Origin of the sequence: Streptococcus sp. HMSC062D07, assembly GCF_001814215.1 — a bacterium.
Classification (GTDB): domain Bacteria; phylum Bacillota; class Bacilli; order Lactobacillales; family Streptococcaceae; genus Streptococcus; species Streptococcus infantis_I.
This window is the reverse complement of the sequence record NZ_KV815334.1, coordinates 13365-33727: the sequence shown is the minus strand read 5'-3', so window position 1 is coordinate 33727 and position 20363 is coordinate 13365. Positions and strand designations below refer to the sequence as shown.

At 39.8% G+C, this 20363-nt stretch carries 19 protein-coding genes; 6 read left to right on the top strand and 13 right to left on the bottom strand.

Annotated features, from left to right (window positions below; genetic code table 11):
* The 3 genes from HMPREF2957_RS06860 to HMPREF2957_RS06850 all read left to right on the top strand — a co-directional run bounded on the left by HMPREF2957_RS06860 (position 1) and on the right by HMPREF2957_RS06850 (position 2323).
* A complete protein-coding gene (locus HMPREF2957_RS06860) occupies positions 1–675 on the top strand; it encodes a DUF1129 domain-containing protein (protein ID WP_070678371.1) in 675 nt (224 codons plus the stop codon).
* Positions 676–873: 198 nt separating this feature from the next.
* Entirely contained in the window at positions 874–1137 is a 264-nt protein-coding gene (locus HMPREF2957_RS06855) for a SemiSWEET family transporter (protein WP_049496815.1), read from the top strand.
* A 148-nt stretch (positions 1138–1285) separates the two neighbouring features.
* Positions 1286–2323: a S66 family peptidase gene (locus HMPREF2957_RS06850; protein ID WP_070678368.1), complete on the top strand. Its 1038-nt coding sequence runs from the start codon at positions 1286–1288 to the stop codon at positions 2321–2323.
* A 54-nt stretch (positions 2324–2377) separates the two neighbouring features.
* Here the strand turns inward: HMPREF2957_RS06850 and HMPREF2957_RS06845 are convergent, their stop codons facing one another.
* The 4 genes from HMPREF2957_RS06845 to mutL form a co-directional block, all read right to left on the bottom strand.
* Positions 2378–2941 carry a DNA-3-methyladenine glycosylase I gene (locus HMPREF2957_RS06845; RefSeq protein ID WP_070678365.1) on the bottom strand — a complete coding sequence of 188 codons (564 nt, stop codon included), beginning with the start codon at positions 2939–2941 and terminating at the stop codon, positions 2378–2380.
* A 1-nt stretch (position 2942) separates the two neighbouring features.
* Positions 2943–3512 carry a hypothetical protein gene (locus tag HMPREF2957_RS06840; protein ID WP_070678362.1) on the bottom strand — a complete coding sequence of 190 codons (570 nt, stop codon included), beginning with the start codon at positions 3510–3512 and terminating at the stop codon, positions 2943–2945.
* Positions 3512–4105: a Holliday junction branch migration protein RuvA gene (gene ruvA / locus HMPREF2957_RS06835; RefSeq protein ID WP_070678359.1), complete on the bottom strand. Its 594-nt coding sequence runs from the start codon at positions 4103–4105 to the stop codon at positions 3512–3514. Before ruvA ends, HMPREF2957_RS06840 begins: the two co-directional genes overlap by 1 nt.
* Before the next feature lie 120 nt (positions 4106–4225).
* Positions 4226–6175: a DNA mismatch repair endonuclease MutL gene (mutL, locus tag HMPREF2957_RS06830; protein ID WP_070678356.1), complete on the bottom strand. Its 1950-nt coding sequence runs from the start codon at positions 6173–6175 to the stop codon at positions 4226–4228.
* Between the two features lie 183 nt (positions 6176–6358).
* Between mutL and tyrS the strand changes: the two genes are divergently transcribed.
* The gene (tyrS, locus tag HMPREF2957_RS06825) at positions 6359–7615 is read left to right on the top strand and encodes a tyrosine--tRNA ligase (protein ID WP_000546896.1); all 1257 of its coding nucleotides are present in this window, start codon (positions 6359–6361) and stop codon (positions 7613–7615) included.
* A 77-nt stretch (positions 7616–7692) separates the two neighbouring features.
* Here the strand turns inward: tyrS and HMPREF2957_RS06820 are convergent, their stop codons facing one another.
* Together HMPREF2957_RS06820 and HMPREF2957_RS06815 are read right to left on the bottom strand one after the other, a co-directional pair.
* A complete protein-coding gene (locus tag HMPREF2957_RS06820) occupies positions 7693–9753 on the bottom strand; it encodes a heavy metal translocating P-type ATPase (protein ID WP_070678355.1) in 2061 nt (686 codons plus the stop codon).
* A 1-nt stretch (position 9754) separates the two neighbouring features.
* Positions 9755–10033, bottom strand: coding sequence for a DUF6110 family protein (locus tag HMPREF2957_RS06815; RefSeq protein ID WP_000910903.1), 279 nt, complete (start codon positions 10031–10033; stop codon positions 9755–9757).
* A gap of 151 nt (positions 10034–10184) precedes the next feature.
* Here HMPREF2957_RS06815 and HMPREF2957_RS06810 point away from each other — a divergent pair, with 151 nt between their 5' ends.
* Entirely contained in the window at positions 10185–11033 is an 849-nt protein-coding gene (locus HMPREF2957_RS06810) for a putative RNA methyltransferase (RefSeq protein WP_070678352.1), read from the top strand.
* 108 nt (positions 11034–11141) lie between these two features.
* Here the strand turns inward: HMPREF2957_RS06810 and HMPREF2957_RS09480 are convergent, their stop codons facing one another.
* From HMPREF2957_RS09480 to malQ, 7 genes are all read right to left on the bottom strand, one after another.
* A complete protein-coding gene (locus HMPREF2957_RS09480; protein ID WP_083312347.1) occupies positions 11142–11348 on the bottom strand; it encodes a hypothetical protein in 207 nt (68 codons plus the stop codon).
* Between the two features lie 183 nt (positions 11349–11531).
* Positions 11532–12281, bottom strand: coding sequence for an ABC transporter permease (locus tag HMPREF2957_RS06805; RefSeq protein ID WP_070678351.1), 750 nt, complete (start codon positions 12279–12281; stop codon positions 11532–11534).
* Entirely contained in the window at positions 12274–13098 is an 825-nt protein-coding gene (locus HMPREF2957_RS06800) for an ABC transporter ATP-binding protein (protein WP_070678348.1), read from the bottom strand. The genes HMPREF2957_RS06805 and HMPREF2957_RS06800 overlap by 8 nt, the downstream gene beginning before the upstream one ends.
* Before the next feature lie 41 nt (positions 13099–13139).
* The gene (locus HMPREF2957_RS06795) at positions 13140–13361 is read right to left on the bottom strand and encodes a hypothetical protein (RefSeq protein ID WP_070678345.1); all 222 of its coding nucleotides are present in this window, start codon (positions 13359–13361) and stop codon (positions 13140–13142) included.
* A 158-nt stretch (positions 13362–13519) separates the two neighbouring features.
* Entirely contained in the window at positions 13520–14416 is an 897-nt protein-coding gene (locus HMPREF2957_RS06790; protein ID WP_070678341.1) for a helix-turn-helix domain-containing protein, read from the bottom strand.
* Positions 14417–14770: 354 nt separating this feature from the next.
* Positions 14771–17029 carry a glycogen/starch/alpha-glucan family phosphorylase gene (gene glgP / locus HMPREF2957_RS06785; protein ID WP_070678338.1) on the bottom strand — a complete coding sequence of 753 codons (2259 nt, stop codon included), beginning with the start codon at positions 17027–17029 and terminating at the stop codon, positions 14771–14773.
* Positions 17030–17052: 23 nt separating this feature from the next.
* The gene (malQ, locus tag HMPREF2957_RS06780) at positions 17053–18570 is read right to left on the bottom strand and encodes a 4-alpha-glucanotransferase (RefSeq protein ID WP_070678336.1); all 1518 of its coding nucleotides are present in this window, start codon (positions 18568–18570) and stop codon (positions 17053–17055) included.
* A gap of 417 nt (positions 18571–18987) precedes the next feature.
* Here malQ and HMPREF2957_RS06775 point away from each other — a divergent pair, with 417 nt between their 5' ends.
* Entirely contained in the window at positions 18988–20256 is a 1269-nt protein-coding gene (locus HMPREF2957_RS06775) for an extracellular solute-binding protein (RefSeq protein WP_070678334.1), read from the top strand.
* Positions 20257–20363 lie beyond the last annotated feature (107 nt).

Here is a 20363-nt window from a genome sequence, read left to right as displayed (position 1 = left end):
ATGTCACAGATTGATTTAAAAGAATTAACCAAGAAAAACCAGGAATTTATCCATATTGCAACCCAGCAATTTCTCAAGGACGGCAAAACCGATGCCGAAATCAAGGCTATCCTTGAAGAAGTGATTCCTCATATCCTTAAAGAACAACCAAAAGGTGTGACCGCTCGCTCTATCTACGGAGCACCAACTCACTGGGCTCACAGCTTTAGCGAAAAAGAACAATACGAAAAAGAACATCCAAAGGAAAATGACGATCCAAAATTGATGATGTTGGATTCAGCCCTTTTCATTACAGGACTATTTGCAGTAGTTAGTGCCTTGATGAGCTTCTTCTCAAACCAACCAGTGGCTTACGGATTGGTAACACTTATCAGTGTAGGAGCCTTCGGTGGAGTTGCCTTCTACCTTCTCTATCACTTCATCTACCGCTACTACGGACCAGATACTGACCGTAGCCAACGTCCTCCATTCTGGAAATCACTTTTGGTTATGTTAGCGACTATGTTTGCTTGGGTCTTCATCCTCTTCTTGAGTAACTTCCTTCCACAAGCCATCAACATTAGCTTACCACCTCTTGTTTTGTTGGTCATTGGAGGAGCTCTCCTTGCCCTACGTTTCTACCTCAAAAAACGTTTCAACATCAAGAGCGCAAGTGCTGGACCTGCTAGATATTAAGATAAACAAAAAAAGTAGTGTGTTTTGTAGACACACTACTTTTATTCTGTCTCCAAATCATTTTTCGATTCTCAAAAGAAGTAGACACATTTTCTAATAACATTCTAATGTAAAGTCTTCCCTTGGAATCCCGAGGTTTTATCCTTGATTCCAAGTTGTTTTTCTGTTATACTAATAAAGTAATAAGGAGAAATATATATGACAAAACAGAGAATTAATCAAATTGTCGGTTCAATTGGTGCCTTTATCGGAATTATTGTATTTATAGCCTACATCCCCCAAATTTTTGCCAATTTACAAGGAAATAAAGCTCAACCATTCCAACCTTTATCAGCAGCTGTTTCTTGCTTAATCTGGGTCATTTACGGATGGACAAAAGAGCCTAAGAAAGATTGGATTCTAATCATTCCAAACTCAGCCGGGGTTGTCCTTGGCGGACTGACCTTCCTTACTGCTCTATAAGAAATTAACTACTATAAAAGCAACCACACGATTGGTTGCTTTTTTACTACTTTCTTGATCTAAAAGTCTTCTTCTGACTCTAATTCTTGTTGTTTCCCCTCATCTTTTGTGATACAATAGCATCAATTTATTTCTAGGAGGATGAGATATGGTTTCTACTATTGGTATTGTTAGTTTGTCTAGTGGCATTATCGGAGAAGACTTTGTCAAACACGAAGTGGACTTGGGAGTCCAACGTCTCAAGGGCCTCGGACTCAATCCTATCTTTTTACCTCATTCACTAAAAGGCTTAGACTTTATCAAAGAACATCCCGAAGCTCGTGCGGAGGATTTAATTCAGGCCTTTTCTGATGATAGCATCGACATGATCCTATGCGCCATCGGTGGAAACGATACCTATCGTTTATTGCCCCATCTTTTTGAAAATGACCAACTACAAAAGGTTATCAAGCAAAAGATTTTTCTTGGCTTCTCGGATACGACCATGAACCATCTCATGTTGCATAAACTAGGAATCAAGACTTTTTATGGGCAATCCTTTTTAGCAGACATTTGTGAATTAGACAAGGAAATGCTGGACTATAGCCTTCACTACTTTAAAGAATTGATTGAGACTGGAAAAATCTCAGAAATTCGCCCTAGTAACGTTTGGTACGAGGAACGGACTGATTTTAGTCCCAAAGCCTTGGGAACACCTCGTGTCAGTCATGCAAATACAGGTTTTGACTTGTTACAAGGCAATGCCCAATTCGAAGGGGAAATCCTCGGTGGTTGCCTCGAATCTCTCTATGATATTTTTGACAACTCTCTACACGCAGATAGCACAGACCTCTGCCAAAGATACAAACTTTTCACTGATTTATCCGACTGGGAAGGAAAGATCCTACTGCTAGAAACAAGCGAAGAAAAACCTGAACCTGATGATTTCAAAAAAATGTTGCAGGCTTTAAAAGAAACTGGGATATTTGAAGTCATCAGTGGACTCTTGGTCGGAAAACCTATGGATGAAACCTTCTATGACGACTATAAGAAGACTTTAATGGACACCATTGATAGCACTATCCCGATTGTCTATAATCTAAACGTTGGCCATGCCACACCAAGAGCAATTGTTCCCTTTGGAGTCCACGCGTATGTAGATGCAACGGAGCAAGTCATTTGCTTTGACTATAACAAAGAAAGCTGAGATGAATTTCTCAGCTTTTTCTATATTCTCAAATACTTTCGCTATCTGTACTCACTACTTACCGCTTTTCCATTCACAATCATTCTCGTGGTCATCAACCAGACCTGCAGCTTGTAAAAATGACAAGACGGCGACTGGGCCTGTGAACTTAAAGCTTCGTTTTTTGAGATCTTTGGATAATTTTTCAGATAGAGCTGTTTTGGCAGGCGCCTGGCTGTAGTCAGGCACATCATTGACGATGGTTTGTCCATCCACAAAAGACCAAAGATAAGCATCAAAAGTTCCGAATTCTGCCTGAACTTGTAGAAAGGCCTGGGCGTTGGCACGTGTCGCAAAAATCTTAGCTCGATTTCGGATGATCGCTACATTGTCCATTAAAGCTTCCAATTCAGAGTCAGTCATCTCTGCGACTGCTTGAATTTGATATCCGTGAAACGCTTCTCGGAAGGCTTGACGTTTATTGAGCACCGTTTCCCAAGATAGTCCAGCCTGATAGGTCTCCATGCAGAGCAACTCAAAAAGAGCCTGGTCATCATGAAGGGGCTGGCCCCATTCCTCATCGTGGTAGGCTACATAGAGAGGGTTGTTCATTTTAACCCAGCCACAGCGTTTTGGCATCTTATTCTCCTATCTTTGAAACGTAGTCAGGCAAGGGAACAGTAGACTTATCCAATAGATTAATCCAACGATTAATATCTGGTGGTAGAGGGTTAAATTTTTCATCTGTTTGATATCTTGCTTGATCATCTGTTTCTATACCAGTTAATGTTTCAATCTGTTCTCGAAGCTGGTCTACAGACATCCAATCAGTCCAACCTTCAAATAAGCTTTCTGGAGCCATTGTTATCCCATACCATTCTTCAAACCATTCAATATAGTCTGTACCTAACAGGTAGAGTTTCTCGAAAGAACAAGATTCATCATTCACTTTTATACTTTCCACTATATTGTCATGATCTACTATGGCAATACCTGCACCACAAAATTCACAAGGAAGTGAGCCAACTTGACCATAGCGAGAGCCACTATGCAAGAATAATCCTGTTTGGCTCTGTTGACAATTTTTACAAAACAATGGAAAAACGGTACAGTGTAGCCATAGTTTATCAATCTTCCCATTTTTAAACTTTATCTTGACATGGTTGCTACTGTTCTTTGCTTCAACTAGAGTGATTCGAGCAATCCCCATTATTTCACCAACATCTTAAGGGCAGACTTGATGTAGTTTTCAGCTGTATCAGAAGTTCCTTCAAAGAATTTCTTGATTTTCTTGAGCTCTGTTGCCTTGTAGCCCAAGGCCAGCATGGCTTCCATAGCTTCTTCCAGTTCTTGGTTGTCACTGCTAGATGGAGCTGCAGCCTTAGCAGGGAGGTCGTCCCCTGCCACAACCACCTTACCTTCTAGATCCAATACCATCTGTTGGGCTGTTTTCTTACCTATTTTAGGGAACTTGGTCAAGTAGGTGATGTTCTTAGTCTCAATAGCTTGAACGAGGCCTGCATTGTCATCAGCCGCGATAATAGCAAGAGCAGAAACAGGGCCAATGCCCGACACCGAAATCAAGCTGAGAAAGAGTTTTTTCTCGTCTTCTGAACGGAAACCGTAAAGGAGATGAGCGTCTTCGCGAACAACTTGATGCACATAGATTTGCGCTTCTTGATTGACTTGCCCTGAGTAGGCATAAGGGTTAGCCACATGCAGAATGTAGCCGATACCGTTAGTTTCTAGAACGATGTATTTAGCAGTAATTTTGGTAATAATACCCTTTAGATATTCGTACATAATTTTCCCTTCAATTTATACTCAATGAAAATCAAAGAATAAACTAGGAAGCTAACCGTAGGCATAACTTAAGTTAGACAAGGTAAGGCTGACGCAGTTTGAAGAGATTTTCGAAGAGTATTAGTATTTGCCTAGTTCTCGTAGGCTAGTGTGATTTTCCTGAATGCGACGGAACATCTTTTCCATGTCTGACTTGGTAAAGTGTACCAAAACAGGGCGTCCATGGGGACAGTTGTATGGGTTGTCGCATTTAGAGAGCTGATATAGAAGTTGTCTGGCCGAGTGGTCATCGATACGGTGGTTAGCCTTGATGGACCGCTTGCAAGACATCATAATGGCTAGCTCTGCTCGGTATTTCTTGATCGAAACTTCCTTGGTCAAGAGGAGCATGTCGCACATTTCATAGATCCCAGACTCGATTTCCTCCTCTGCCATCCAAATGGGATGTTCGCGCAAGATAAATTGATTCTCCCCGTACTCTGCTAGAAAGACGCCTACTTCCTCTAAAAGAGACATTCTTTCTTTGAGACGAAGGGCATCATCCGCAGGAAATTCAAAAATATAGGGTACTAGGAGTTGCTGCTGGCTCTGGTCAACATTGCCAATGCTCTCACGGTACTCCTCATACTTAACCCGTTCCTGAGCCGCGTGCTGATCTATGATGTAGAGCCCATCTCGACCTTGGGCAAAAAGATAGGTCCCATGCATCTGTCCGAAAAATTCCAACTCTGGGAAGCTTGAAGATTCTTCCCGCTCCAACTTGTCATAAGCCTTATCCAGACTAGCCAGGTCTAACTCTGGATGGTCCAGTTGGTCATAGTTAGCTGGCTTTCTCTCTGCAAAATGCAGTTTAGCTGGCTTGGTCATCTGGTCTAAGGTTTCCTTAGCAAACAGATTCAAATCCTGTTTCTCTTCAGTCAGGTTCACCTGATGGTCTGCCACCTCAGCTTGTGTCGGTCTGGTCGGTTCATTTTTTTCATAATAGAGCGTATTTTCTCTCAGTGGCAAAGTCGTTTGCTCTACTTTCTCACGATTGCGAACAGTAGATTTTGCCAGATTTTCCAAGGCATCTGGAATCAAGGTCTGTTCCTTGAGACTCTTTGCGATAGCTTCTGAAACCAGCGCCATCAGTTCTCTTTCCTTGGAAATTCGCACCTCTTGCTTGGTTGGATGCACATTGACATCTGCTAAATAAGGGTCGATATGGATGTGAATCACAGCCAGCGGAAAACGTCCCACCATGAGCTTGCTACCGTATCCATCTAAAATAGCACGATTGAGCAAGAAGTTTTTGATATAACGGCCATTGATAAAAAGGCTGATGTAGTTACGATTAGCCCGTGTCAATTCCGGCAATGAGACAAAGCCTGAAATTTCAAAGTCTAGGTCAGCATTCTCAATCTCAACCATTTTTTTAGCACTGGCTAAACCATAAATTCCAGCAATGGCTTGACGCAGTTGACCCGTACCAGCTGTTCGTGTCATTTCCTTGCCATCACTAATCAGGCTAAAAGAAATCTCAGGATGGGCTAGCCCCAGACGATTGACAATATCAATGATATGAGACAACTCTGCCTGCTGGCTCTTCATATACTTGAGACGAGCCGGTGTATTGAAAAAGAGGTCTTCCACACAAACCTTAGTCCCCACAGGACTGGTCGCTGGAATGATTTCCTCAACTTCTCCCCCACGAGCCACTAGCTTGGTCCCGTGACTGGCACCATCCACCGCTGTCAACAAAGTCAAAACACTGACAGATGCGATAGAGGGCAGGGCTTCACCACGAAAGCCGAGGGTCCGAATCCGAAAAAGATCCGCTTGGTTCTTAATCTTACTGGTCGCATGACGACGGAGAGCCAATTCTACTTCATCGTGGGCAATCCCGTGACCATTATCTGTTATTTGGATCTTCTTAAGCCCAGCTTCCTCGATTTCAACGATAATCTGGCTAGAGCCAGCATCAATGGCGTTTTCAACTAGTTCCTTAACTACACTAGCAGGGCGTTCGATAACTTCTCCTGCCGCAATTTGATTGGCCAAGACTTCTGGCAATTCAATAATATGAAACATCTTTCAGCCCCTTTCTCAACTATTTTTATCTATTTCTCTGAAAATAAACTAGTGCTATTATACCATATTTCACTCGTTTCCAAAAAAGTCCGAGCAGCAACTTTCTTCCCGATTTTACTAGGTTATTTGCTAAGTTTGTGGTACAATAGGTAGAAACAATATTTTAAAAAGGAGAAAAGATACATGCACATTTTTGATGAGCTAAAAGAGCGTGGGTTGATTTTTCAAACGACTGATGAAGAAGCTTTGCGTAAAGCCCTAGAAGAAGGTCAAGTTTCTTATTATACTGGCTACGATCCAACTGCTGACAGCCTTCACCTAGGCCACCTTGTCGCAATCTTGACAAGTCGTCGTTTGCAGTTAGCAGGTCACAAACCTTATGCGCTCGTTGGCGGTGCTACTGGTCTCATCGGAGATCCGTCCTTCAAAGATGCTGAGCGTAGTCTCCAAACAAAAGACACAGTAGATGGCTGGGTCAAGTCTATCCAAGGACAACTTTCTCGCTTTCTTGATTTTGAAAATGGTGAAAATAAAGCTGTCATGGTCAACAACTACGACTGGTTTGGCAGCATCAGCTTCATTGACTTCCTCCGCGATATCGGAAAATACTTCACTGTCAACTACATGATGAGCAAGGAGTCTGTTAAAAAACGGATTGAAACAGGGATTTCTTACACTGAGTTTGCCTACCAAATCATGCAAGGGTACGACTTCTTTGTTCTAAACCAAGAGCACAATGTTACTCTTCAAATCGGTGGATCTGACCAATGGGGAAATATGACTGCTGGTACCGAATTGCTTCGTCGTAAAGCCGACAAGACTGGTCACGTTATCACTGTTCCACTCATCACAGATGCAACTGGTAAGAAATTTGGTAAATCTGAAGGGAACGCTGTGTGGCTCAACCCTGAAAAGACTTCTCCATACGAAATGTACCAATTCTGGATGAATGTTATGGACGCTGACGCTGTTCGCTTTTTGAAAATCTTTACTTTCTTGTCACTTGATGAGATTGAAGACATCCGCAAACAATTTGAAGCAGCTCCACACGAACGCTTGGCTCAAAAAGTCCTCGCTCGTGAAGTCGTAACTCTGGTTCACGGCGAAGAAGCTTACAAAGAAGCCCTTAACATCACTGAGCAACTCTTTGCTGGAAATATCAAAAACCTTTCTGTCAAAGAACTCAAACAAGGACTTCGTGGCGTTCCGAACTACCAAGTACAAGCAGATGAAAATCACAATATCGTAGAACTTCTCGTGTCATCTGGTGTGGTTAACTCAAAACGCCAAGCTCGTGAAGATGTTCAAAACGGAGCTATTTACGTCAACGGCGACCGCATCCAAGACCTTGACTATGTCTTGAGTGATAGCGATAAATTAGAAAATGAATTGACCGTTATCCGTCGCGGTAAGAAAAAATACTTTGTTTTGACTTATTAACCTATTAAATATTTTCTTATAAACTAAGGAGTTACCCTCGAGAAAGGTAACTCCTTTTTGCTGTGAATAGTCCCCACCTATCCCTTAATAGACAGGCTACGCAGTACAATGCGTAAGGTTGTTAGATTATGTAAGATAGAAAGATTTGAAGGGCTGAGCCAGTTAAACAAGCCAAAGCCAATCAAACTACTATTTACGACAACGGTATCTTGAATATTCTTCTTGATGAGTGTTTGCAAAGATGATGATAGCGAATCCAACTCTTGGAAGAAATCCAAACGATTATCTAACAATAAGATATCGCTCATCTGCTTAGAAATATCTGCACTCTCATTCATCACCACACCGATATCTGATAGGGTTAGAGCCGCTGAGTCATTCAAGCCATCTCCAACCATCAAAATAGTGTGACCTGCTTTCTGCAGTTCCTCTACTAACTCAAATTTCCCATCAGGTTTCAAGTCTGTATAGACCTGATCAAAGGGCAAATCTTTGACTAATTCCTCTGTTCTAACCAAGGTGTCCCCTGTTGCCAGAATCAATTTTTTCCCTTGTGCCTTAAGTTTCTCCAAGGCTGCTTTTGCTTCTTTTCTCAAAGGAGTATGAATACAGAACATTCCAATCAATTCATTCTGGTAGGCTAAGAATAAGAGATTGTAGTGACTCTTGTACTCTTCAATTAAAGCATTTTGTTCTGAACTGATATAAATCTGTTCATCCTGCATCAAGACATAATTCCCAATAAGAACTGGTTGGCCATCTATATGAGATTTGATCCCCTTACTTGCGATATATTGGAGTTTCCCATGCATTTCCTCATGTTCAATTCCCTCTATCTCGGCTTGCTTGACGATAGCATTAGCAATAGGATGATAAATGTGTTCCTCAAGACAGGCACTGATTCTGAGAATATCTTCCTCACTATTGTCTCCAAAAGGTAACACCTTTTCAACTATCGGATAGCTAGTTGTGATCGTTCCCGTCTTATCAAACAAGAAAGTATCAACTTCCAGGTATTTCTCCAGAACATCTCCATCCTTAATCACCATTTCACGGTTCAACCCCTCCTTGATAGCTGTCAAATAAGCTACAGGAGTAGAGATTTTCAAAGCGCAGGAGAAATCGACCAATAGGAAAGAAATAGCCTTAGAAAAAGAACCTGTCAATAGGTAAGTCAGCCCAGCCCCCAAGAAATTATATTTGACGACCTTATCCGCCATCTTGATGAAATAGCGTTGTTTCGTTTTCTTGTTTTCTTCAGATTTCTTCATCAACTCAATCAGCTGTAAAATACGGCTGTTCATCTGATTATCGGTTACACGAATGCGCAACTCTCCAGTTTCTAATACTGTATTTGCACAAACCAAATCAGACTCTCTTTTTTCAACTGGAAAACTCTCTCCCGTCAAGGAACTTTCGTTGACCATACCTAAACCTGAAACTACTTGTCCATCAAACAGAATTTCATTTCCTTGAGATAAGATCAAGACATCTCCTATTTGAACATCGGAACTCTTGATACTAACGACCGTATCGCCCTGTACCAAGAATACATCGCTCTCTTTTGCAAGAAGACTTTGTTCTAAATCTGTTGCCGTTTTTTTCAAGGACCACTGATCTAAATGATTCCCCAAATCAAGCATAAACATGATATTGCTAGCTGTCTTGGATTGATTCATAAACAAGGACAATAAAATCGCCGAACAGTCCAAGACCTCCATCGTTAGTTCCTTACGCGCTAGTGTTTGATAGGCTTCTCTGATATAACCCAAAGCCTGATAACAAGTCCATATATAGCGAATAGGATACGGCACAAAACTACGAAAAAGTATACGCTTAATCGCTGCACCTGAAACAATAGAATAAGCACTCTCTTCTCTACGAATGGGAAGAGTCATCAACTCAGAAACTTTCCCTTTATCAATTCTTTTTAAAAAGGCTTCTGCATTATCTAATACAGAAAAGCCTTCTTTTATACGTAGAGTAAAGTGCTGTTGATCCATGTAAAACTGGATAGACTCAATCCCCTTTTCATCTCTCGCCAAGGAACGAAGATAGTCTTGAATATCCAAGGTGAGTGAAAAAGAAGATGATAGTCGGATATGTTGGTATCCTCTATGTAGCACTTTAAAAGACATATTATTCACCTATAAGGCTATCTAATTGCTCTTCTTTTTTCTCTTGCTCGTACAAATATTTGGCATCTTGCAAGACATCGTCTCCATGTTGCTTCACAACAGAAACAGATGCATCTAGCTCGTCTTTCAACTTGTAAGCCTTAGCCAAAGCTTTAGAATAACCTTTTTTAGCTTCCTTACTTGCCAAGATTTTCAAACCAAGGGTACCAAATGCGACACCACCCAAAAAGAGTGATGATTTTTTCGCAACTTTTGCGACGCTTAATACTTCTTTTAACATACTTATTTCCTCCTTATCATTATTATATAGCAATTTAGATATAAAAGCAATTTAATTCCATAAATTGGAGAATTAGTTTTATTTCTACTGAATCTCCCATCTACTTATTCCTAAAGTTGCTTTCATTTGCCTCTTTTGATACACTTAAACTATGAATACAAACCTCAAACCCAAACTCCAGCGCTTTGCTTCTGCTAGTGCCTTTGCCTGCCCTATCTGCCAAGAAAATCTGACCTTGGTAGAGACTAGCCTCAAATGTAGCAACCGCCATTCTTTTGACCTAGCAAAATTCGGCTATGTCAATCTAGCACCACAAATCAAGCAATCGACCAACTACGACAAGGAAAACTTTCAAAATCGTCAGCAAATCCTAGAAGCTGGCTTTTATCAGGCTATCTTAGAAGGCATCTCGGACCTACTAGCGACTAAACCATCCGCAAAAACTATCTTGGACATCGGTTGTGGCGAAGGCTTCTACTCTCGCAAACTCCAAGAAGTGCACCCTGAAAAAACCTTTTACGCCTTTGACATCTCGAAAGACTCGATCCAGATTGCTGCCAAAAGCGAACCCAACTGGGCGGTCAATTGGTTTGTCGGTGACCTGGCTCGTCTTCCTATAAAAGATGCCAGCATGGATATCCTACTTGATATCTTCTCACCTGCCAACTACGGAGAATTCCGACGAGTCTTATCAAAGGACGGCATCTTAATCAAGGTCATTCCTACTGAAAACCACCTCATGGAAATCCGTCAGATGGTACAGGATCAGCTGACTAAGAAGGATTATTCAAACCAAGATATCAAGGAACACTTCCAAGAACACTTCAGCATCCAATCTAGTCAGATTGCTTCCTTGACCAAGTCTATCACAGCAGAGCAACGCCAAGCCTTACTCAGCATGACTCCCCTGCTCTTTCATGTCGACCAAAGCAAGATTGATTGGAGTCAGTTAACTGAGATTACTATCGAAGCAGAGATTCTGGTTGGGAAAGCACTGTGAACTAGTTTATGAGATAAAACCAAGCCCGCACCTCTTCTTGAGATGCGGGTTTAAAACACGTTTTTTCACTGTCTTTCCGAAAAGGAGAAAAAATTATGACCTCTCTATTTATTTTCGATTTGAAATGACAAATTTATCAATAAATAGCAAGTGATATAAGGCAAGTGATGCCCCATAACAACATCCATGAAAAGAGATTTCTTGATGAGTCAGTGGAAACGAAGAACTATTACCCGTATAAAGGCATGACCAAATTACAAAAAGAATCCAAAATAAATCAGTCCATTTATATTTTGAAAAATATTTTTTCCACATAAAAACACCCTCTTTCTTTACCACATTACTATTATAATACTGTATGTAAACGAATACAAGAAATTTGAGGTAACAACTAAGAAAAACCTGAGGCTTAAAGGTAGTAAAACCAGCATTGTTAAGTGCTGGTTTTTTGTCTGACGCTATACCCCATCCGTAAGACTAGGTTATAGGGACTAAACACTAAGCTTTAAAAAAAGTTAGTTTATGAAGTTTAGCGATTGTTAGTTTTCCAAACTGTACTCTTTTTTTATTTTTCAAACCCCAATAACTAAGAGCAAGTAATGCTACAACCCAAGCAAAAGTGATCCCCAAACTGTCAAAATTCAACTTGAAATCTGGTTTATTAAAGAAATCTACATAAACTCCTAAGAAGGTTGTATCCATAAATTTCTTGACCTCTGAGCTAACTTGAGAAAACATCGGCAAGAATGAGAGGCCAAGCATTGGAATCAAACCATAAACCTGAGCCTGAGTTTGTGTCTCTGAAATAGATCCGATCACTAAATTTAAGAGGATTGTACATAATGCTACCAGAGAAGCTACTACAAGGTATACAGGATAATCTTTTGCGAAATCCACTTCAACCATAATAGGGAAAGAAATAACTGAAGTCAAGGCAAAGATTACAGGATAAAACAAAACGGAAACAAGATATTCTCCACGGCGAACTCCGCTTAAGATAAGAGTTTTAAAAATTCTTTTTTCTTTCTCCTCTGCAATAGAGTTTGAAATCATTGATCCAGAAGAAAATGAGAATGCCATTGTTAAAGAACTGAACAATAGTGTTTTCCCTTGAGTGCCATCTGTATTCATAAAATTTTGGAAGAGTAGAACAAGAAAGAATGGGAATACTACCTGTACCAAAGTGTTTTTGTTTGTTAATAATACTTGTGTCCTCAACCAGATAAGGGCTAAAATTCTCTTAAACATCTAATTTTTCTCCTGTCAATTTAATAAAAATATCTTCTAAAGTTGGTTCACATGAGTGAATCGTCATCATTTTTTTATAATCTTCTTGCTGCAAGTCTTCGAAGCGCACTACTTTTTTAGTAGAGTCACTATAGGTTACTGCAACCTTTTTTTCCGTGTTGTATTTTTGTATAATTTCGCTTGGGCTTCCTTGTTCAATAAGATCGCCTTTATTCAAAAGAGCTAGGTTATCACATAATAAAGTCGCCTCATTCATATCATGAGTAGTTAAGAAAATGGTTGTTCCTCTTTCCTTTAACTCCTGTAGTAATTTATGAATCTTTTTTGAGGTGGTGGGATCTAACCCACTTGTAGGTTCATCTAAAAATAGAACTTTAGGGTCATTGATTAAAGCACGAGCTAAAAGCATTCGTTGACGCATTCCTGTAGAAAGTTTCTCAGCTGGAGTGTCTTTACTATCATACAGACCAACTTGTTTTAGAATTTCTTCAATTCTAGATTTTGAAATTCCGTATAGTCTTGCAAACAGTAACAAGTTATTGTACAAACTTAATTTTTCGTAATAACCACTTGTGTCACCTACTAAACCTAACTCTTCAAAATCTGACGGAAGTAATTTTTGAGAATCTTTTCCTAATAATTCTGTCTTTCCGCTGTTAGCCTGTAGCTGTCCTGTCAGAATATTGATCATTGTTGTCTTCCCTGAACCAGATGGACCTAGGAATCCAAAAATTTCTCCTTCGTATATGGAAAAACTAATTTGATTTAAAGCAATATTATCTCCAAATCGCTTTGTAACTCTTTCTACCTTAATCATTTTATTACCTCTTTCTAATTTTAATTTCTATTTTAGAAACTTCACTCACTACCATCGGTTATGTCAATAACTCTAATTCTAGGCTTTAAGTTAGAATCCATTTTGATTTCTCTCATTTCATTTGGAAGCAAGAGAACTAATTTTAGTAGCTTCTCATCAAGTGTTACTTTACATAGGCGTCTGCTATCTAGACTATTTTTGATAATCAGATAGTCCTTCTTGACAAACTTTTCATCCATATAATAGTCAATTGTTTTTACCATAGTTTCCTCCCGCCTGCTAATCTACATCCTGTTAAATAGAAATGATTCTAGCATTGCGATTCTCTTAACTTATTTACAATAACAGTATATCCCTTATGAGAGTAAAAAAACAGGACATTTATGTCCACTGACATTTATGTCCTGTTTTTAAATTGAAATTATGGAAAATCCTTATTTTTTTCCTCTATCACTCGATTTTTAAAATTCATATCATTCAAAAATTCTGCTCCGTTAATAGCTTTTTCATAGTATTGTAGGGCTTTTTCTTTATCTTTTTCTCCGTATAAGTAATATTTTGCTTCAATGAAGTCTACAGTTGGTTTTAAACTAGTATCTCCGATTTCAATCATAATTTCTCTTAAAATACTCAATATTTCAGGAATAAATTCATGATAATTAATGTCAAGCTGATAAAGTACTAAACCTATTAGCACCCTTTGAAGCAAGTGAACATAGTTTGTATCATCATAGTTTGTTTGAGATACAATATTTAAACAAACTTTTTTTAAAGTTATTTCATCTCGTTCTGAATTAACAGCTAGAGATAAAAAATATAAGTACAATATCAGTAGATCATTTGTCGAATATTCTGTTCGTAACATTGTTTGTTCAAAATATTCCTCAATTAAACCTTCTCCAAATTCAGCGTTTTCAGAAACATACACATCATCAATGGCTTGTAGAACTTCAACTGCTACTTGCTCATCCTCAGGAAGTTGGTCATAAAAACGTTCTTGAATATCTTCAAAGATAGCCTCACGTTGGCGGATTTTTTCTTCATCTCCATGAATAGATTGACGAATCAATTTTGTTTTTAGTTTTAGATACTCTTTGGGAACGATTAGCAATCGTTCATCAATTAACTGAGATATTGGAACTCCTAGCACTCCAGCTATATAATCTAGTTTGGCTAAACTGGGCAAATTATTTCCTGTTTCAATTCGCCCCAACTGACGAACAGTCAGTTCTTTTTCATCTCCACAAAAGGCTTCCCTACTCAATCCCTTTTCAGTCCGTAAGGTACGAATTCGTTTCCCAATCTCTAAATTACTCATAATGCACCTCTTCAAATTCTAATATGATATTCAAACAATTACTTGTATATGTTCCTATTTTAACATACTTTCTTACAATTTTCAGATAAAAATAATGATAAGGAATAGTTTTAAGCCACCACTCTATATAACTGACCCATTTTAATATAGTATCTGAGGTCTATCTCTACTCAAGTATTCAAAAAAAGCGAGTTTCAATTGAAACTCGCTTTTTTGCTAGGTAGTGTAATAACTATAAAATTTCGTATCTTATACTCAATGAAAATCAAAGAGCAAACTAGGAAACTAGCCGCAGGCTGTACTTGAGTACGGCAAGGCGACGTTGACGCGGTTTGAAGAGATTTTCGAAGAGTATTAGTTCAAGTGCCAGATATCTTCGTTATACTGAGCGATTGTACGGTCAGATGAGAAGAATCCTGCTTTAGAAATGTTAACGATAACTTTGTCCAACCATGCGTCACGGTCTTCGTAGTCAGCAAGCATTTGCTCTTTAACTTTGATGTAGTCTTCCAAGTCAAGAAGAGTCATGAACCAGTCTTTGTTGATTAATTCGTTATAAAGACGTTCCAAGCGTTCAATCTTACCAACTGCAAGAACAGCGTCACTCACGATAAAGTCAACCAATGGTTTGATCGCTTTACGAGCGTAGAATTCGCTTGATTTGTAAGCTGATTTTGCGTAAAGGTCGATAACAGTTTCTGAATCTTCACCAAAGATGTAGATGTTTTCGTCTCCAACCAACTCAGCGATTTCCACGTTAGCACCGTCCATAGTACCAAGAGTCAAAGCTCCGTTCAACATGAATTTCATGTTACCAGTACCTGAAGCTTCTTTAGAAGCAAGTGAGATTTGTTCTGAGATATCACATGCTGGGATAAGGAAGCTTGCTGCAGTAACGTTGTAGTTTTCAACCATAACCACTTGTAAGTGTGGTGCAACTGCTGGGTCGTTAGCAATCACTTCTGACAAGCAAAGGATCAAGTGGATGATGTCTTGAGCAATTGTGTAGGCAGGAGCTGCTTTACCACCAAAGAAGACTGTGATTGGACGAGCAGGGATGTTACCAGCCTTGATGTCAAGGTATTTATGGATAACATACAAAGCGTTCATTTGTTGGCGTTTGTACTCGTGAAGACGTTTGATTTGGATATCAAAGATAGAGTTAGTATTGATTTCCACACCTTGGTGTTCTTTCAAGTGACGAGCCAATTTACGTTTGTTGTGGGCTTTGATGCTTTCCAATTTTTCTTTGACAGCAGCCTTGTCTTCGTATGAAAGAAGGTCTTCCAATTTAGAAGCTTCATGGTGCCATTCGCGGCCAAGGATTTCATCCAAGTAGTGAGACAAGCTTGGGTTAGCATGCATGAGCCAACGACGGAAGGTGATACCGTTTGTTTTGTTGTTGAATTTTTCTGGGTAAAGATCGTAGAAAGGTTTCAACTCAGAGTTCTTCAAAATTTCTGTGTGAAGAGCGGCAACCCCGTTTACGCTGTATCCATAGTGGATATCCATGTGGGCCATGTGTACACGATCGTTTTCATCAATGATTTGAACAGCTGGATCTTTGTATTCAGCACGAACACGACGGTCCAATTCTTTGATGATTGGTACCAAGTGAGGAACCACTTCTTCCAAGAATTCAAGAGGCCATTTTTCAAGGGCTTCAGCAAGGATTGTGTGGTTTGTGTAAGCAGTCATGCTACGAACGATAGAGATTGCTTCATCAAGTTCGATACCACGTTCAGTCAAAAGACGGATCAACTCAGGAATCACCATTGATGGGTGCGTATCGTTGATTTGTACAACTGCGTAGTCAGCAAGGTCATGCAAGTTGCTTCCTTTTTCGATTGCTTCATCGATGATCAATTGAGCACCGTTTGAAACCATGAAGTATTGTTGGAAGATACGGAGCAATTCACCTTGTTTGTCGCTATCGTCTGGGTAAAGGAAAAGAGTCAAGTTGCGAGCGATGTCTGTCTTATCAAAGTTGATACCATCTTCGATGATAGAAGAGTCAACTGAATCCAAGTCAAACAAACGCAAGCGATTTTTAGTAGCTGTTTTGTATCCAGGTACATCGATATCGTAAAGAGTAGATGTTAATGTGAAGTGTGCAAATGGTACTTGGTAGCTACGGCTTGAGCGAACCAACCAGTTTTGGTCAGTCAACCAAGCGTTAGGAATTGTTTCTTGTTGGTTGTTTTTAAGAACTTGTTGGAAAAGACCAAAGTGGTAGTTCAAACCAACACCGTCACCGTTCAAACCAAGTGTAGCGATTGAGTCGATAAAGCAGGCTGCCAAACGTCCCAAACCACCATTACCAAGTGATGGTTCCAACTCTACTTCTTCGATTTCGATCAACTCTTTACCTGCATCAGCAAGTTCTTTTTTAACTTCGTCATAAAGACCAAGGTTAATCAAGTTGTTAGACAAGAGTTTACCGATCAAGAACTCAGCTGAGATATAGTAAACTTTTTTCTTACCAGTGTTGACTGGTTTTTGGCTACTTGCAAGTTTGCTGTAGTTAAGAAGAGCAAGGTAAAGCTCTTCGTTACTACATTCTGCGATAGATTTATTGTAACGATTTTGTACAAATTCTTTTAATGGTAACATTTTTTGTGTCTCCTGATAATGTCTTATTTCTTTAATTCTACCAAATTTTCATTGATTCGGCGATAAATTGTAGTCAAGTCAAGCAAAGTTTCTTCGACAGCAGGAGTCAATTGATCCTCTGTCATACGCCATGACCAGTTTCCACCAAGAGTAGATGGGAAGTTCATACGAGCTGACTCATCTAGTTCTAGCAAGTCTTGCATGGTTGCAATAGCCATGAAGCTAACTGATGAAAATACTGTGCGAAGCATTGCGTGTGGCACTGTTTCATACTCTTTACGGTTCGTGTAACGAGCCATGTATTCACGAGTTGGATCGTCAATCTCATTACGGTACCAACCAAGAACTGTATTGTTATCGTGTGTTCCTGTGTACATAACAGAGTTGGCAGGTGCCAAGTGTGGGCTATCGATACTTTCGTCTTCTGGGTTGAAGGCAAATTGAAGAATCTTCATTCCTGGGAAGCCAGTGCGTTCACGTAGTTCAATAACTTCGTCAGTCATGAATCCAAGGTCTTCTGCGATGATGTTTAGCTCACCAAGCTCTTCCTTAACGGCTGCAAAAAGCTTGTAGCCAGGACCTTTCACCCACTCACCAGGTGCCGCTGTTTCAGAACCAGCAGGGATTTCCCAGTAAGACTCAAATCCACGGAAGTGGTCGATACGAACGATATCGTAGATTTTGAAGCTTTCACGCAAGCGTTCAATCCACCATTTGTAGCCGTCTTTGTCCATTGCTTCCCAGTCATAGATTGGATTACCCCAAAGCTGACCAGTAGCAGAGAATTCATCTGGTGGGCATCCTGCGATGCAAGTCGCTTTTCCGTTTTCATCCGTTTTAAAGAGATGTGGATTAGCCCACATATCGCTTGAATCTTCCGCTACATAGATAGGCATATCTCCGACAATCTCGATGTGATTTTCGTTAGCGTATGCTTTCAATTTCAACCATTGTTGGAAGAAAAGGTATTGGGTTACGCGGTGGTAAACAAGCTTGTCAGCTAATTTCTCACGGTAGCTTTCAAGAGTTGAAGCTTTACGAGCACGAGCATCTGCATCTGGCCATTCTGTCCAAGCAAGATTATCAAAATGCTCCTTGATAGCCATATACTCCGCAAATAGTTCAAGCCATGATTGATTTTCTTGAGCAAATTTTTCGAAGTCTTTGACATCTCCGACTTCAAGGAAACGTTTGACAGCTTTCTCTAGAAGTGGACGACGTGCATAGTAGATTTTAGCGTAGTCAACTTCAGTTGGGTTGCTACCAAAGTCCACACCTTCAAGATCACTTGCTTCCAACAAACCTTGCTCCACCAAAATATCAAGGTCGATAAAGTGAGTATTACCTGCAAAAGCTGAGAATGATTGGTATGGAGAATCTCCATAGCTAGTTGTTCCCAAAGGAAGGATTTGCCAGTAGCGTTGCTTTGTACGAACCAAGAAGTCAACGAAATCATAAGCGCTTTGACCAAATGATCCGATTCCGTATGCTCCTGGAAGTGATGAGATGTGCATCAACACACCGCTTTGACGTTTTTTCATATTAGCACCTCAAGTGTTTATATTGTTAATTATTTCAATCTTTGCGCAAACGTTTGCGCTAAGTCAAGTATACCCCATTTCTAAAATAAATGCAAGCGTTTGTAAAAAAAACTTTTTCCCTACTTTTTATTTCCGAAATCGGAAATTCCCTATATTTTAAATTTCCCCCTCCCTTTGTTTCGTCTTCTATTTATGCAATCGTTTCCCTGCAATTATTTTTGAATTGAAATTTACACGATTTCCTATTTCTCTTCTATTATACAAACAATTTTAGGAATTAGCCAGTCACAAGCTTTTTAAAATTTTTTCAAAAAAACGCTTGCAACCGTTTTCTGTTTGTGCTATACTAAGGTCATAAGGGAAAACGTTTGCGTTTCCTCGAAATTAAAATTTGTTATTCTTTAGGAGGAATACACTATGTCAACTAAATTCATGAAGAGCGCTGCTGTACTTGGTACTGCTACTCTTGCTAGCTTGCTTTTGGTAGCTTGCGGAAGCAAAACTGCTGATAAAGCAGCTGATTCTTCTGCATCAGGAAGCCAAGAAATCACTTTCTACGTTGAAGACCAATATAAAGCTTACGCTGAGAAAGTTGCTGCTGCTTATGAAAAAGAATCAGGAACAAAAGTTAACATCAAATCTGGTGACCAACTTGGTGGACTTGACAAACTTTCACTTGACAACCAATCAGGTCAAGCCGCTGACGTTATGATGGCTCCATACGACCGTGTAGGTAGCCTTGGTACTGACGGACAACTTTCAGAAGTAACTTTGAGCGACGGTGCTAAAACTGATGACACTACTAAATCTCTTGTAACTGTTGGTGGTAAAGTTTACGGTGCTCCAGCTGTTATCGAGTCACTTGTTCTGTACTACAACAAAGACTTGATCAAAGAAGCTCCAAAAACATTCGCTGACTTAGAAAACCTTGCTAAAGATAGCAAATACGCTTTCGCTGGTGAAGAAGGTAAAACTACTGCTTTCCTAGCTGACTGGACTAACTTCTACTACGCATACGGACTTCTTGCTGGTAACGGAGCTTACGTATTTGGTGACAACGGTAAAGATCCTAAAGATATCGGTCTTGCTAACGATGGTGCTATCGCAGGAATCGAATACGCTAAAACTTGGTACGAAAAATGGCCTAAAGGTATGCAAGATACTGAAGGTGCTGGAAACTTGATCCAAACTCAATTCCAAGAAGGTAAAACAGCTGCTATCATCGATGGTCCTTGGAAAGCTCAAGCATTCAAAGATGCTAAAGTAAACTACGGTGTTGCAACTATCCCAACTCTTCCAAACGGCAAAAACTACGCAGCCTTTGGTGGTGGTAAAGCTTGGATCATCCCATCAAGCACTAAGAACCTTGAAGGCGCTCAAAAATTTGTAGACTTCCTTGTTTCAACTGAACAACAAAAAGCATTCTACGATGCTACTAACGAAATCCCAGCTAACACTGAAGCTCGTGCTTATGCTGAAGGTAAAAACGATGAGTTGACTACAGCTGTTATCGAGCAGTTCAAGAACGCACAACCAATGCCAAACATCTCTCAAATGTCAACAGTTTGGGATCCAGCTAAAACAATGCTCTTTGAAGCTGTAAGTGGTAAGAAAGATGCTAAAACAGCTGCTAACGATGCTGTAACATTGATCAAAGAAACAATCCAACAAAAATTTGGTAACTAATTGATTGATTCAAGGGAGATAATTTAAACATCTCCCTTGATTTTTAGATATATTGACAATGTTTTCAGCAATTTTGCTGATTAGCATCGAGCTCAGTGCTCGTATCT